Raw genomic sequence first — 15,145 nt, 5'->3', positions numbered from 1 at the left:
CGGTGGCTGACTAACGCGATATCAACGACGCGAAATACCCTGTCGTCCCCTCTCGGCCCAACAATTCGATAAGCCGAGTTTGCTGTTGATACGTATCAACAACAAGCTGAGCGATCAATTTCGCCCGCATCTCAACGTCGTGCACGCGCCCCCGTCATCGACAACTCGGTGATCCAGCGCGACGTCAACATCTGATCGCCGGTCGACCGCAATCGTGCAGACGTCTGCATGCTCCAAGCGATAGGCTTGCAGACTTCGGAGCCAGCACTCAAGACGCGTTCACGGCGTCTTTGAAAGCCTTCCCGGCACTGAACTTCACTGTCGTCGCTGCGGCGATCGCTATCTCAGCACCCGTCGTCGGATTTCTACCGGTCCGTGCTGCACGTTGCCCTTGCGAGAACGAGCCGAATCCGACGAGTTGCACGCTGCCGCCGTCGCTGACAACACGTGTGATCACGTCCAGTACGGCCTGGATCGCCTCGCCGGCTGTACTCTTGCTCAGGCCAGTGTCGGCTGCGACAGCATCAATGAGTTCCTGCTTATTCATGAGTCAACCTCGTTCGAAGAAGGCGCCGTCTACCCTACCGCACCAATCGACGCCGGGGCAACGCACTGCCGCAATCGAAACGCTGATGCGCCTCCGCCATCACCGGGACGAGCGCGGCGCTCCCACTTGCGCACAGGGGGCATCAGAATCGGTCGTCAGATTCTGACGTGATCTCTTGATTCCGCACATCGTAACCCTGATAAGTCGTATTATCAGGGTTACATCTTTCCCCCTTCTCTCTCCGGAGGTAGGCCCGCTCTAATTACGACGCGAACAGAAAACGTACGTTTTCCGTATCCGTGCCAAGCAATACCGAAAGGCGGTCACCCCATCGCCGCCATACGTCACGCATCTGCGCGTCATAATCGAACTGCAGATAGATCCGATCAAGCGGATCGTTTCGTGCGTGGTTCAGACATCGATGCACGATGCTTTCCGGAATGCCCAGCGATTGCATCATCGTTGCGCACGTCCGACGCAAGTCATGACATTTCCATTGACCACCCGGGACAGTGAGCGCATCGGTTGCCCTCGTGCGCCCCTCGGTCGGCGCATCCTTTGGGCGTTGCCGATTACGGATAGCACCGCAGGTCGTATGGATGCTGACGTGCGGCAGCTTGCCCTTTTCCGACGGGAACACATAATCGCGCCGTGCGTCGCCCTCCGGCACGCCGGCGCGCACGACCTGCTGCGTCGCAAACTGCGCGAGGACGAAATCGGACAGGTGAATCGTGATCGCAGTGTTCGACTTCGTGTGTTCCTTTGGGATGGTCCACGTCCGTGTCTTGAAGTCAAGATCGGTCCATCGCGTCAGGACTGTTTCGCCGACGCGCGTTCCGCAAGCGAGCATCACCCATACCGCTGATGCAATGGAGCATGGAAGCCGAGCGGCCGGAATCAGTTCACCGAGCATGCAGATTTCGTCGTCCGTAAGCGTCCGATCGCGTTCGTTGCCACGCACCGGATCGTAATCGCCTGAAACAACATCCTCTTTTGCAAGCGCAAGCACATCGCAATCGATCAACAAGCGCTTCCACGGCTGATTACGCTCGCCCCATCGAATCATTTGTTGGATGGTTATCAGCATCTCGACCGCTTGGCGGTTGTATCCCACATCGGAAATCGCGGTAAGCAGCGGCAGAACGTTCGACGCAAACACGCCTGCGATCCGGTGAGCACGAAGAGTCGGCAGCACATGCTTTTCCATCGCAGCTCGAAGCGACTTACCGCCATCCTTTCGACCTTTCTTGCCGCGCTTCTTGTTGACCGTCGCGAACCACGCATCGAATAAGTCGCCGAATGTGAGGTCCGCCGTCACCGCTTGTTCAACCTTGGCCTGGCGTTCACGCTTCTTCGCTTCGAGGTAGTCCACGCCGTCGCGCGCGTGTGAACGAATCGTCGCAGCCGCTGCGCGCGCATCCTCTAGCGATAACTGCGCGTCTGTCGTCGAGCGTGCCCACGCCTTGCCGAGCGGCTTATCGCGTTGCTTGCCATTGATACTGACGCGAACAAACCAGGTCTTCCCGCCGGCCGGCCCCACGCGCAGGAACAGTCCACGCCCATCTGACAGGAAATACCGCTTTCCGGTCGCCTTCGCAGCTTCGATTTGCCTGACCGTCAATGCCCCCATGATCGCCCTCCATCGATATCGTGATCCGATCGGCCCGCGCATCCTCAGCAGAGCCTACCCCACGCCACGAACACTAAAAAGACACTAAAAAGTTGCGGCTCGTGCGGGATTTCCGCGGAATTGGGCGGACCACCGATTCCCCGCAAACCCTTATCCGACGCGGCTCAGACGGATTTCGTCGGACTTGGCCGGATCACCCGAAAAATAATCACGATTCATTTAACTTTCCGTGAGGACTTCGACACCGACCGCTGACTACGATGGGCGCATGTTTTCAGGACCTGCTGCCAGGAGCCCATCATGCCCACCCGCAGACATCTGCTGTTCGCCGGCGCCACCGGCCTCGCCGCGCTCGCGACCCTGTCGTCCGTCGGCCGCCGCGCGCTGGTCGGCCGCGCGTTCGCCGCGCCGCCGGCCACCCCGCAGACGGCCGCGCCTTTCGAAGTCACCCTCAGCGACGCCGAATGGCATCGCCGGCTCACGCCCGCCCAGTACACGGTCCTGCGCGAAGCCGGCACCGAGCGCCCGTACACCAGCCCGCTGAACGACGAGCACCGGCACGGCACGTTCGCGTGCGCCGGCTGCGACCTCGCGCTGTTCTCGTCGGCCGCCAAGTTCGACAGCCATACAGGCTGGCCGAGCTTCTGGAAGCCGCTCGACCACGCGGTCGCCACCCACACCGACGCGTCGTTCGGGATGATCCGCACCGAAGTGCACTGCCGCCGCTGCGGCGGCCATCTCGGCCACGTGTTCGACGACGGCCCGCCGCCGACCGGCCTGCGCTACTGCATGAACGGCCTCGCCCTCGCCTTCCACCCCGCCACCGCCTGATCCGGCCCCACGCCCGATCGACTGGAGAACGCACCATGCTGCTCATCGTCCTTGCCTATCTCGGCGGCGTGCTCACGATCCTGAGCCCGTGCATCCTGCCCGTGCTGCCGTTCGTGTTCGCGCGCGCCGACCAGCCGTTCGTGCGCACCGGCCTGCCGCTGCTGGCCGGCATGGCCCTCACGTTCGCCGTCGTCGCGACGCTCGCGGCCGTCGGCGGCGGCTGGGTCGCGCAAGCCAACCAGGCCGGCCGCTGGGTCGCCATCGTGCTGCTCGCGGTGTTCGGCCTGACGCTGCTGATGCCGCGTCTCGCGGAGCACCTGACGCGACCGCTCGTCGCCGCCGGCAACCGCCTCACCGGCTTCGCGCAACGCGACGGCCGCCCGGCCGGCCCCGCGTCGTCGCTGCTGCTCGGCGTCGCGACCGGCCTGCTGTGGGCGCCGTGCGCGGGCCCGATCCTCGGGCTCGTGCTGACCGGCGCCGCGCTGCGCGGCGCCAGCGTCGGCACGACGCTGCTGCTGGTCGCGTATGCGGCCGGCGCGGCGACGTCGCTCGGCGTCGCGCTGGTGATCGGCGGCAAGGTGTTCGCCGCGATGAAGCGCTCGCTCGGCGCCGGCGAATGGATCAAGCGCGGAATCGGCGCGGCGCTGCTGGCCGGCGTCGGCGCGATCGCGCTCGGCCTCGATACGGGCGCGCTCGCACAACTGTCGACCGTCACGACGGGTGGGCTCGAAACGAAGCTCGTCGACCGGCTCGGCGGGCGTGCCAACGGCACGCCGGCGGCAATGGCACCGGCCGGCGGTTCGGCGGAAAACGCGGCAGAACACGCGGCGGACGGCTCGGCCAACGGTGTCGCGAACGGTGCTGGCGGCGCGATGATGGCCGCGACAGCCGATGCCGCTCAGGCCGGCGGCGCGATGATGCGCGTGGTGGACGCGACGCATGCGCCGGCCGCGCTGCCCGTCGAAGGCACACTGCCGTCGCTCGACGGCGCGGTGCAGTGGCTGAACTCGCCGCCGCTGACGGCGTCCGGCCTGCGCGGCAAGGTGGTGCTGGTCGATTTCTGGACCTATTCGTGCATCAACTGCCTGCGCACGCTGCCGTACACGACCGCGTGGGCGCGCAAGTACGCGCCGTACGGGCTCGTCGTGATCGGTGTGCACGCACCCGAATTCGCGTTCGAACGCGACATCGGCAACGTGAAGAAGGCCGTGCACGACCTCGGCATCGACTTCCCGGTCGCGATCGACAACCGCTTCGCGATCTGGCGCGCATTCAACAACGAATACTGGCCCGCGCACTACTTCGTCGACGCGCAGGGCCGCGTGCGCCGGCACCACTTCGGCGAAGGCGAGTACGCGGAGTCGGAGCGCGCGATCCAGTCGCTGCTCGCCGAGGCAGGCCATCCGGAAGCGCTGAACGTGCCGCTCGGGCTCGCCGGCGCGCCCGCGAAGGGTGCGCTCGCGGCGGCCGACAGCGCGGACGTCCGCTCGCCCGAGACCTACGTCGGCTACGCACGCGCCGAGGATTTCGTGTCGCCCGGCGGCGTGGTGCGGGATGCGGCGTATCACTATGCCGAGCCGGCCCGTCCCGATCTGAACGACTGGGGCCTCGCCGGCATGTGGCGGGTCGGCGCCGAACGCGCGACGCTCGCGGCACCCGCCGGCCGCATCGTCTACCGCTTCCATGCGCGCGACTTGCACCTGGTGCTCGGCCCCGGCGAGGACGGCAAGCCGGTGCGCTTTCGCGTGACGCTCGACGGCGCGGCCCCCGGCGCCGCGCACGGCAGCGACGTCGATGCGCAAGGCTACGGCACCGTGACCGGGCAACGCCTGTACCAGCTGGTCCGGCAACCCGGCGCGATCGCCGATCGCACGTTCTCGATCGAGTTTCTCGATCCCGGCGTGAATGCCTATGCGTTCACGTTCGGCTGATCCCGGCCGGGGGCGGCGCACCGGCGCCGCGTCCGGGCCAAGCTTTCCATTCCGCCTTCCGAAGGAGCACACCGTGAACACCATCTCCCCCCGCGGTTCCGCGCCGCAACGGCGCACGGCGATGCTGCGCCGCATCGGCGCCATCGCCGTCGCGGCGCTCGCCGTGTTCGGCTACCAGCGCATCGTCAACTCCGCCGAGCCGATGCGCACCGTCCCCGCGCCCACGCTCGACGAAACGCCCGGCGCATCGCACGACGAGACGGCCGTGCTGGCCGGCGGCTGCTTCTGGGGCGTGCAAGGCGTATTCGAGCACGTGAAGGGCGTGAAGCAGGTCACGGCCGGCTATGCGGGCGGTGCGTCCGAAACCGCGCACTATGCGCTCGTCGGCTCGGGGCTGACCGGGCATGCGGAATCGGTTCGCATCGTCTACGACCCGACCCAGATCACGTACGGCCGGCTTCTGCAGGTGTTCTTCTCGGTCGCGCACGATCCGACCGAGCTCAACCGGCAGGGCCCCGACGAAGGGTCGCAATACCGGTCGGCGATCTTCCCGACCACCGCGCAGCAACGCGCGGTCGCGAGCGCGTACATCGCGCAGCTCGGCACCGCGCACGTGTTTCCCGCGCCGGTCGTCACGCGTGTCGAGGACTACAAGGGGTTCTACCCGGCCGAGGCCTATCACCAGAACTACCTCGAGCTGCACCCCGACGCGCCGTACATCGCGTACAACGACATGCCGAAGATCGCCGGGCTGAAGCAGTACTTCCCGGCGCTGTACCGCACCGACGCGGTGCTGTGGCGCGATGCACGCTCGTGACCGCCGCTCGGTCACGCGGTCACGTGGTCACGCCGCCGCATGACGGGGTGACCGGTTGACCGGGTAACGCCTGCCGCGCAGCTGAAGCCCGTGCGGCCATGCACGGGCCGGCGCGAGCCGCCCGCGATCCGGTTTGCGCTGCATCAACGAAACGGCGGCCGCCGTGCCGGGGCAAACCCGCATCGCGTCCGCCGCGACCGGCAACTTCGCGTAGACTTCTCCAGATCCCCGCCGCATCTTGCGGCGCCCGGAATTCCAGTCCAGCCCGGAGGCGTCACGCATGCGAGCAGTGCCCTTCCCTGACAGCGGCACCCTTGGAGAACCCTCTTCCGGCGCGGCCGTGCGCGACTTGCGCCGCGTGCCGATTCATCCCGATCACTGGTACCCGCTCGCGTGGTCGCGCGAGCTGAAACGCGGCAAGACGCTCGGCGTGCGCTTCGCCGGCGAACCGATCGTGCTCGTGCGCACCGAATCCGGCGCCGTGTACGCGCTCGAGGATCGTTGCGCGCACCGCCAGGTGCCGCTGCACGCGGGCGTCGTGAGCGGCGAGACGCTGCGCTGCTGCTATCACGGCTGGACCTACGCGTGCGACAGCGGCCGCTGCGTCGACGTGCCGTACCTCGGCCGCGAGCGCCTGCCCAACGGCGTGCGCGCGTATCCGTGCCGCGAAGCGCACGGGCTGATCTTCGTGTTCCCGGGCGACGCGACGCTCGCCGACTCGCGGCCGTTCCCCGCGCTCGAATCGGCGGACGACCGCGCGTTCAAGACGCGTCGCTTCGGCCGCGAGGTCAAGTGCCACTACTCGTTCATGCACGAGAACCTGATGGACATGAACCATCAGTTCCTGCATCGCAAGCAGATGGGGCAGATGCGTGCGCGCTCGGTCGGCCGGCGCCGCGGCGACGACTGGGTCGAGGTGGACTACACGTTCGCGCGGATGGAAGGCAAGCAGCCGGTCGGCGAGGCGCTCGTGTTCGGCGCGAGCAAGAAGCCGGGCGAGCAGGCGAACAAGAGCGTGATGACGGTGCGCACCGGTTATCCGTACCAGACACTGCAGATCCGCTCGAGCGAAGGCACGCTCGTGATGGACCTGTGGATCGTCTACGTCCCGCTCGACGCGGAGCAGCGCACCAACCGCACGTTCGGACTGCTGTCGATCCACAAGCCCGGCATACCGTTCGCGCTCGATCTCGCGTGGCCGCTGCTCGTCTGGTTCACCGAGCGCATCTTCCGCGAGGATCGCTGGATCGTCGAGCGCGAGCAGGAAGCGCATGACCGGCAGGGCGCCGACTGGAACCACGAGGTGTTTCCGGTGATCAACGAGCTGCGCGACCTGCTGCGCCAGTGCGGCGCGCGCACGGTGATCCCGATCCGCGAAGCGCGCGACGGCGCGTGACGTGAGCGGCGCGCCGTCGCGCGCGCCGTTCGTTACAAGCGGAACGCGCCGGGCAGCAATGCGTCGGCCGTCGTGACGCTGACGGCCCCGTGCAGGTTGGCCAGGATCACTTCGATGTCCGGCGTGCCGATCTCGACGATCACCTGGCGGCAGGCGCCGCACGGCGCGATCGGGCCGTCCGTGTCGCCCACGACCGCGAGCCGCGTGAAATCCCCCGGACGATAACCGGCGGCGATGGCCGCAAACATCGCCGTGCGTTCCGCGCAGTTGCAGAGTCCGTAAGACGCGTTCTCGACATTGCAGCCGTGAAAAACCGTCCCGTCGCGCGCCAGCAGCGCGGCGCCGACCTTGAAGCGGGAATACGGCGCATACGCGCGTTCGCGCGCCGCCTTGGCCGCTTCGATCAGTTCGTGTCGTTCCATCTCGTCGTGCCTCCGATTGTGTGCCGGGGCGCATCGGCGCGGCCGCAACCCGGCCGCCACGATACGCCCGTGGCGTGCAGCGATCGCCGGTATCCGCACCGTGCGACCGGTCAGCCGATCCGCTGATAGAGGGTCGGCGGCGCGTCGCCCGTGTCGCCCAGCACGTAGCTGCGCTGGATCGCCTCCACCGCGTGCGCCGCGGTGGCTGCGTCGCGGGCATGCACATGGCCGAGCGGCTGGCCGGCTTCGACATGCTGCCCGATCTCCGCGAGCGCCGTCAGGCCGACACGGTAGTCGATCGCGTCCGCCGCGCGCGTGCGGCCGCCGCCGAGCGCGACGACCGCGAGCCCGAGCGCGCGGCAATCGACCCGCTGCACGACGCCGCTCACGCGCGACGGAACCGGTACGATCACCTCCGCCCGCGCGAGATGACGCGCAGGTGCGTCGATCAGGTCCGCGGGGCCGCCGAGCGCCGTGACCATCTTCGCGAAGCGTTCCGCCGCCGCCCCCGAATCGAGCGCGTGCTGCAACTTCACGCGCGCCGCCTCGACGTCGCGCGCCAACCCGCCAGTGACGAGCAACTCCGCCGACAGCGCCATCGTGACGTCATGCAGGCGCGCCGGGCGCGACTTGCCCGTCAGGTAATCGATCGCGCACGCCACTTCGAGCGCATTGCCCGCGCACGGCGCGAGCGACTGGTTCATGTCGGTGAGGATCGCGGTCGTCTTCATGCCGGCGCCGTTGCCGACGTCGACGATGCTGCGCGCCAGTTCCGCCGATTTCTCCGCCGTCGGCATGAACGCGCCGGAGCCGACCTTGACGTCCATCACGAGCCCGTCGAGCCCGGCCGCGAGTTTCTTCGACAGGATCGACGCGGTGATCATCGCGATCGACTCGACGGTCGCCGTCACGTCGCGAATCGCATAGATGCGCTTGTCGGCCGGCGCGAGCCGCGCCGTCTGCCCGATGATCGCGACGCCGACCTCGCGCACCGTGCGACGAAACACGTCCGTATCGGGCGTCACGTCGTAGCCCGGAATCGCGCTCAGCTTGTCGAGCGTGCCGCCGGTATGGCCGAGCCCGCGCCCCGAGATCATCGGCACGTAGCCGCCGCACGCGGCGACCATCGGCCCGAGCATCAGCGACACGACATCGCCGACGCCGCCGGTCGAATGCTTGTCGATCACCGGCCCGCCGAGATCGAGCGCGCGCCAGTCGAGCACGTCGCCCGAGTCGCGCTGCGCGAGCGTCAGCGCGACGCGCTCGTCGGTGCTCAGGTCGTTGAAAAACACGGCCATCGCGAACGCGGCCACCTGGCCCTCGGTCACGCTGCCGTCGGTCACGCCGCGCACGAATGCGGCAATCGCGTCACGGTCGAGCGGCTGCCCGTCGCGCTTCCGGCGAATGAATTCCTGCGGTAAAAACATCGTTGCCTCTCCTCGATCGTTCAGGTTCAGGCGCAAGTTCAATGAAGCGAAAAGAACAGGCCCGCAATCGCCGCGCTCATCAGGTTCGACAGCGTCGCGGCCGTCAGCGCGCGCAGGCCGTGCCGCGCGACTTCCGAGCGGCGCTCGGGCGCGACCGCGCTGAAGCCGCCCGCGAGGATCGCGATCGACGAGAAGTTCGCGAAGCCGCACAGCGCGAACGACACGATCGCGAGCGTCTTCGGGTCGAGCACCTGCAGGCCGGCCGCCGCGACGTGCTCGCCGCTCTTCAGGTACGGCGACAGGTCGCCATACGCGACGAACTCGTTGAAGATCAGCTTCTCGCCGATGAAGTTGCCGGCCAGCGCCGCGTCGTGCCACGGCACGCCGATGATCCACGCGAGCGGCGCGAACAGGTGGCCGATGATACCCACGAGCGTGATCTGCGGAAAGCCCGCGAACGCCGCCACGCCGCTGACGATGAGGTTCATCAGCGCGATGAGCCCGACGAACGCGATCAGCATCGCACCGACGTTGATCGCGATCCGCAGCCCGACCGACGCGCCCGACGCCGCCGCCTCGATCACGTTGGCGGCGCGCTTGTCGTCGAAATCGAGCCCGTCGACCACGACGCGGCTCGGCTCGACCGTCGGAAACAGCAGCTTGCCGAACAGCAGGCCGCCGGGCACCGCCATGAACGACGCGGCGAGCAGGTATTCCATCTTCACGCCGAGGCCCGCATAGCCGACCAGCACCGAGCCGGCGACCGACGCCATGCCGCTCGCCATCACCGTGAAGATCTCGGCGCTCGTCATGTTCCGCACGAACGGCTTCACGAGCGCGGGCATCTCGCTCTGCCCGAGAAAGATCGTCGCGACGGCCGAGCACGCCTCGATGCGGCTCACGCCGAGCACTTTCGCCAGTGCGGCGCCGAGGATCGCGACGATCCATTTCATCACGCCGATGTAGTACAGCACCGCGATCAGTGCGGTCACGAAGATGATCATCGGCAGCACGCGCAGGCCGAACACGAACCCGCCGTCGCCGAACAGCTGGAACATCTTGCTGTCGACGAGCCCGCCGAACACGAACGCGATGCCGTGATTGCCCATGTCGAGCACGCGATTGACGCCGTTCGCGGCCGCCGCCAGCGCCGTGCGGCCGGACGGCACGAACAGCACCAGCGCGCCGATCGCCAGTTGCGTGCACAGCGCGGCGATCATGGTCCGGCCGCTCACCGCGCGCCGGTTGTTCGACAGCAGATAGGCCACCAGCAGCAGGAACAGCATACCCAGGAGACTGCGCAGAATATCCACCTCGTACTCCTTGCTCTCAATGTTGTTGGACTGTTCGGCGGGCAGGCCCGGCATACCTGCGAAACGCCGTCGGTGGATATTACTCGCCGGCATGCACGCCGACAACGCAAACAAAATGGCCGCGTTCGAGCAACGTCGCGTGCTTCGTCGACTTGCTCAGTTCTTCTACATACCTGGAAATCGACAAGACGGGATCACGCTACGATCCGTCCCAAATACTGAGAGAATTGGCAGGATGGTGAGCAGCGGGCAGAAGCAGTGCCGGCATGCACGGGAAGACAAGAGGGAGCATGCGGGGCGTGCCGCTCGACCCGACACGCCCCGCACGTTACACACGTTACGCACCGTTCAGCCGGCGCGCTCGACCGGATGCGGTTCGCGCAGCCGGTTCGCGATCCGCGCGGCCTCGTAGTAGCCGGCGGCCGGCGGGCGCTTCAGGTAGCGGCCCGCGCCGCGCACCGCGCGCAATTCGCCGTCGGCCCATGCGAGTGCGCCGCGCGTGAGCGTATGCGTCGCGACGCCCTGCACCGTCATCCCCTCGAACACGTTGAAGTCGACCTGCTGGTGATGGGTCTTCACCGAGATCGTCTTCGTCGCGGCAGGGTCCCACACGACGAGATCGGCATCGGCGCCCACCTGCACGGCGCCCTTGCGCGGATACAGGTTGAAGATCTGCGCGGCGTTCGTCGACGTGATCCGCACGAACTCGTTCGGCGTGATGCGGCCGTGATTCACGCCGTGATGCCACAGCACCGACATGCGATCCTCGACCCCGCCGCAGCCGTTCGGGATCTTCGTGAAATCGTCGCGGCCCATCGCCTTCTGCGACGCGCAGAACACGCAGTGGTCGGTCGCCGTCGTATGCAGTTGCCCCGCCTGCAGCCCGCGCCACAGCGCCTCGCGATGCTCGGCCGAGCGGAACGGCGGGCTCATCACGTGCGCGGCCGCGCGCGTCCAGTCCGGATCGCGATAAACAGCCTCGTCGATCACCAGATGGCCCGGCAGCACCTCGCCGAACACGCGCAGCCCCTCGCTGCGTGCGCGCGTGATCGCATCCACCGCGTCCTTCGCGGAGACGTGCACGATGTACACGGGCACGCCGAGCACCTGCGCGATGCGGATCGCGCGGTTCGCGGCCTCGCCCTCGACCTCCGGCGGCCGCGACAGCGGATGCGCCTCCGGCCCCGTCATCCCGCGCGCGAGCAGCGCCTTCTGCAGCTGGAACACGAGCTCGCCGTTCTCGGCGTGCACGGTCGGCAGCGCGCCGAGTTCGAGCGAACGCGAGAAGCTGTTCACGAGCACCTCGTCGTCGGCCATGATCGCGTTCTTGTACGCCATGAAGTGCTTGAAGCTCGACACGCCGTGCTCGCGCACGAGCGTACCCATGTCGCGATGCACGCTCTCGTCCCACCACGTCACGGCCACGTGGAAGCCGTAGTCGGCCGCCGCCTTCTCGGCCCAGCCGCGCCATTCGCGGAACGCGTCCATCAGCGGCTGCTTCGGGCTCGGGATCACGAAGTCGATGATGCTCGTCGTGCCGCCGGCGAGCCCGGCGGCCGTGCCCGAGTAGAAATCGTCGCTCGCGGTCGTGCCCATGAACGGCAGTTCCATATGCGTATGCGGATCGATGCCGCCCGGCATCACGTACTGGTCGTGCGCGTCGACGACGCTCGCGCCGGCCGGCGCGTCGATCTGCTCGGCGATCTGGAGGATCGTGCCGCCGTCTTCAGGGTCCGCGCACAGAACGTCGGCGCGATAGGAGCGGTCCGCATCGACCACGGTGCCGCCGCGAATCAGGATTGCCATGGGGTTGCCTCCTCGTTGACTGTCGGGTGCCGCATCGCGCGTGTCACGCGCTCGCGATCTGCGCGCGCTGTCCGGCGCGCCACTTCATCCAGGTGCCGTACACGCCCGACGCCAGCACGAGGCCGACGAACCACGAGTACGTATAAAGCGTGTTGAAGATCGCCGGCACGTTCGGGAACGACGCCGGAAATGCCGTGTGCAGGAAGCCGGGCAGGTTCGGCAGCACGCCGACCGCGAGCGCGGCCAGCGCGGCCGGGTTCCAGCCGCGCGCGTAGCTGAAGCCGCCGCGTTCGTCGAACAGCGCGCGCGTGTCGAGCCGCGTGCCGCGAATCAGGAAGTAGTCGACCATCATGATCCCCGCCACGGGCCCGAGCAGCGCCGAATAACCGACGAGCCAGGTGAAGATGTAGCCGTCCGTCGTCGCGAGGATCTTCCACGGCATCATCACGATCGCGATGGTCGCGGTGATCATCCCGCCGGTGCGGTACGAGATCGCCTTCGGCCACAGGCTCGAGAAATCGTAGGCCGGGCCGACAAGATTCGCGGCGAGGTTGCAGCACATCGTGTCGAGCGTGAGGATCACGAGCGCGATGCCCACGCCGATGCCCGTCATCCGGCTCGTCAGGTCGATCGGATCCCAGATCGCGTTGCCGTAGATCACGACGGTCGCGGACGTCACGACGACCGACACCACCGACAGCAGTGCCATCGGCAACGGCAGCCCGATCGACTGGCCGATCACCTGGTCGCGCTGCGAATGCGCGAAGCGCGTGAAATCGGGGATGTTCAGCGCGAGCGTCGCCCAGAAGCCGACCATCGCGGTCAGGCCCGGCCAGAAGGTCGCCCAGAACAGCCCGGCCTTCTTGCCGCCCGCCGCGAACTGCGACGGCGCCGACAGCATCGTGCCGAAGCCGCCCGCCTTCGACGTCGCCCACCACACGAGCGCCACGCACATCACGACCTTGATCGGCGCGGACCAGCTCTCGAGCCAGCGGATCGAATCGGTGCCGTGCCAGATGAAGTAGAGCTGCAGCGCCCAGAACACGAGAAAGCACGCGAGCTGCCCGAACCCGATGCCGACGACCGGCAGCGCCGCGCCGTGCAGCGCGTTGCCGGTAAGGATGTTCAGCAGCGTATAGATCGCACTGCCGCCGAGCCAGGTCTGGATCCCGTACCAGCCGCATGCGACGATCGCGCGCAACAGCGCCGGCAGCTTCGCGCCCTGCGTGCCGAACGACGCGCGCACGAGCACCGCGTACGGAATCCCGTGCTTCGCGCCCGCATGGCCGATCAGCAGCATCGGCACGAGCACGATCAGGTTGCCGAGCAACACCGTCGTCACGGCCTGCCACGGCGACATGCCTTCCTGGATCAGCCCCGCCGCAAGCATGTACGACGCAATGTTCATCACCATCCCGACCCAGAGCGCCGCGAAGTGATACCACTTCCACGTGCGCTGCGCCGGCGTCGTCGGCGCGAGGTCGTCGTTGTACAGGCTGCCGCCCTGCGCCGCGGCGCCATCGGGATCGGCGGGATTCGCTGCGTGATTCATCGAACGCACTCCACGAAAACGTCGGCGCCGGCACCATGCAATGCCGGCCCGGGTGGAACGAAAAGCGGCGGTGCGGGGCTCGCCCGCGCCGCCGGACGCCGGTCAGGCAGCCTTCTTCGCGTGTTTCTCGGGTGCCGCCGCCGCACCTGCACTCGCCCCCGCGTCCGCGCTCGCCGGATTGTTCGGATGCGTGGTCCAGTTCGCGTAGTCGCCCGAATCGACGCGCTCCATCGTGATGCATTGCTCGACCGGACACACATGCATGCAAAGATTGCACCCGACGCATTCCGAGTCCACCACTTCGAAGTGACGCACGCCGTCCTTCGTCGCCGTGATCGCCTGGTGCGACGTGTCCTCGCACGCGATATGGCACAGCCCGCACTGGATGCAGCGATCCTGGTCGATGCGCGCCTTGATGTCGTACTTCAGGTTCAGGTATTTCCAGTCGGTCACGTTCGGCACCGCACGGCCGCGGATATCGTCGAGCGTCGCGTAGCCCTTCTCATCCATCCAGTTCGACAGGCCGTCGGCGAGGTCCGACACGATCCGGAATCCATAATGCATCGCCGCGGTGCACACCTGCACGCTGCCGGCGCCGAGCACCATGAACTCGGCCGCGTCGCGCCACGACGAGATGCCGCCGATGCCGGAGATCGGCAGGTTCGGCGTTTCCGGGTCGCGCGCGATCTCCGCGACCATGTTCAACGCGATCGGCTTGACCGCCGGGCCGCAATAGCCGCCGTGCGTGCCCTTGCCGTCCACGGTCGGCATCGGCGCCATGTGGTCGAGATCGACCGCGACGATCGAGTTGATCGTGTTGATCAGCGACACGCCGTCCGCGCCGCCCTTGTACGCGGCGCGCGACCCCATCCGGATATCGCTGATATTCGGCGTGAGCTTCACGAGGCACGGCAGCTTCGTGCCTTCCTTCACCCAGCGCGTGACCATCTCCACGTATTCGGGCACCTGCCCGACCGCCGCGCCCATCCCGCGCTCGCTCATCCCGTGCGGACAGCCGAAGTTCAGCTCGACCGCGTCGGCGCCCGTATCCTCGACGAGCGGCAAGATCCACTTCCAGTCCCGCTCGTTGCACGGCACCATCAGCGACACGATCAGCGCACGTTCCGGCCAGTCGCGCTTCACCTGCGCGATCTCTCTCAGGTTCACGTCGAGCGGACGGTCGGTGATCAGCTCGATGTTGTTCAGCCCCGCGATGCGCTGGCCGTTCCACTGCACGGCGCCGTAGCGCGAACTGACGTTGACGACGTGCGGATCGAGCCCGAGTGTCTTCCACACGACGCCGCCCCAGCCCGCCTCGAACGCGCGGTTCACGTTGTAGGCCTTGTCGGTCGGCGGCGCGGACGCCAGCCAGAAGGGATTCGGCGAAGTGATGCCCGCGATGGTGCAGCGAAGGTCGGCCATGTTCGGCTCCGTGAGAGTGGGGTCGTGTTCGTTGTGCTCGTGGTGGTGGTA

Annotated in this window: 13 protein-coding genes; 4 read left to right on the top strand and 9 right to left on the bottom strand. The window is 67.3% G+C overall.

Annotated features, from left to right (window positions below):
* Window positions 1-268: 268 nt before the first annotated feature.
* Both L810_RS02480 and L810_RS02475 read right to left on the bottom strand, forming a co-directional pair.
* Window positions 269-547 carry an HU family DNA-binding protein gene (locus L810_RS02480; protein WP_021156791.1) on the bottom strand — a complete coding sequence of 93 codons (279 nt, stop codon included), beginning with the start codon at window positions 545-547 and terminating at the stop codon, window positions 269-271.
* A gap of 262 nt (window positions 548-809) precedes the next feature.
* Window positions 810-2,177 (bottom strand): tyrosine-type recombinase/integrase, encoded by a 1,368-nt coding sequence (locus tag L810_RS02475; RefSeq protein ID WP_021156790.1) that lies wholly within the window; start codon window positions 2,175-2,177, stop codon window positions 810-812.
* 300 nt (window positions 2,178-2,477) lie between these two features.
* Here L810_RS02475 and msrB point away from each other — a divergent pair, with 300 nt between their 5' ends.
* The 3 genes from msrB (at window position 2,478) to msrA (ending at window position 5,756) form a co-directional block, all read left to right on the top strand.
* The gene (gene msrB, locus L810_RS02470; protein WP_021156789.1) at window positions 2,478-3,008 is read left to right on the top strand and encodes a peptide-methionine (R)-S-oxide reductase MsrB; all 531 of its coding nucleotides are present in this window, start codon (window positions 2,478-2,480) and stop codon (window positions 3,006-3,008) included.
* 35 nt (window positions 3,009-3,043) lie between these two features.
* The gene (locus L810_RS02465; protein WP_021156788.1) at window positions 3,044-4,939 is read left to right on the top strand and encodes a cytochrome c biogenesis protein DipZ; all 1,896 of its coding nucleotides are present in this window, start codon (window positions 3,044-3,046) and stop codon (window positions 4,937-4,939) included.
* Window positions 4,940-5,060: 121 nt separating this feature from the next.
* The gene (gene msrA, locus L810_RS02460; protein ID WP_051392132.1) at window positions 5,061-5,756 is read left to right on the top strand and encodes a peptide-methionine (S)-S-oxide reductase MsrA; all 696 of its coding nucleotides are present in this window, start codon (window positions 5,061-5,063) and stop codon (window positions 5,754-5,756) included.
* A 27-nt stretch (window positions 5,757-5,783) separates the two neighbouring features.
* Here the strand turns inward: msrA and L810_RS46825 are convergent, their stop codons facing one another.
* Window positions 5,784-6,038: a hypothetical protein gene (locus L810_RS46825; protein WP_155631966.1), complete on the bottom strand. Its 255-nt coding sequence runs from the start codon at window positions 6,036-6,038 to the stop codon at window positions 5,784-5,786.
* Here L810_RS46825 and L810_RS02455 point away from each other — a divergent pair.
* The gene (locus L810_RS02455; RefSeq protein ID WP_042972892.1) at window positions 6,037-7,152 is read left to right on the top strand and encodes an aromatic ring-hydroxylating oxygenase subunit alpha; all 1,116 of its coding nucleotides are present in this window, start codon (window positions 6,037-6,039) and stop codon (window positions 7,150-7,152) included. The two genes, L810_RS46825 and L810_RS02455, sit on opposite strands and share 2 nt — an antisense overlap.
* 32 nt (window positions 7,153-7,184) lie before the next feature.
* On the opposite strand, the gene L810_RS02450 is transcribed toward L810_RS02455, so the two are convergent.
* The 6 genes from L810_RS02450 to preA form a co-directional block, all read right to left on the bottom strand.
* The gene (locus L810_RS02450; RefSeq protein WP_042972890.1) at window positions 7,185-7,574 is read right to left on the bottom strand and encodes a cytidine deaminase; all 390 of its coding nucleotides are present in this window, start codon (window positions 7,572-7,574) and stop codon (window positions 7,185-7,187) included.
* A 110-nt stretch (window positions 7,575-7,684) separates the two neighbouring features.
* Complete coding sequence (deoA, locus tag L810_RS02445; protein WP_042972931.1) at window positions 7,685-9,001, bottom strand: thymidine phosphorylase; 1,317 nt, start codon at window positions 8,999-9,001, stop codon at window positions 7,685-7,687.
* A 38-nt stretch (window positions 9,002-9,039) separates the two neighbouring features.
* Window positions 9,040-10,314: a NupC/NupG family nucleoside CNT transporter gene (locus tag L810_RS02440; protein WP_042972929.1), complete on the bottom strand. Its 1,275-nt coding sequence runs from the start codon at window positions 10,312-10,314 to the stop codon at window positions 9,040-9,042.
* Between the two features lie 348 nt (window positions 10,315-10,662).
* A complete protein-coding gene (hydA, locus tag L810_RS02435) occupies window positions 10,663-12,120 on the bottom strand; it encodes a dihydropyrimidinase (RefSeq protein ID WP_021156782.1) in 1,458 nt (485 codons plus the stop codon).
* A 43-nt stretch (window positions 12,121-12,163) separates the two neighbouring features.
* Entirely contained in the window at window positions 12,164-13,672 is a 1,509-nt protein-coding gene (locus L810_RS02430) for an NCS1 family nucleobase:cation symporter-1 (RefSeq protein WP_021156781.1), read from the bottom strand.
* Between the two features lie 102 nt (window positions 13,673-13,774).
* Window positions 13,775-15,094 (bottom strand): NAD-dependent dihydropyrimidine dehydrogenase subunit PreA, encoded by a 1,320-nt coding sequence (preA, locus tag L810_RS02425; RefSeq protein WP_021156780.1) that lies wholly within the window; start codon window positions 15,092-15,094, stop codon window positions 13,775-13,777.
* Window positions 15,095-15,145 lie beyond the last annotated feature (51 nt).

Origin of the sequence: Burkholderia sp. AU4i, assembly GCF_000466765.1 — a bacterium.
Taxonomy (GTDB): Bacteria; Pseudomonadota; Gammaproteobacteria; order Burkholderiales; family Burkholderiaceae; genus Burkholderia; species Burkholderia cepacia.
The sequence above is the reverse complement of the archived record's forward strand: the minus strand, read 5'-3'. Positions and strand labels throughout refer to the sequence as shown.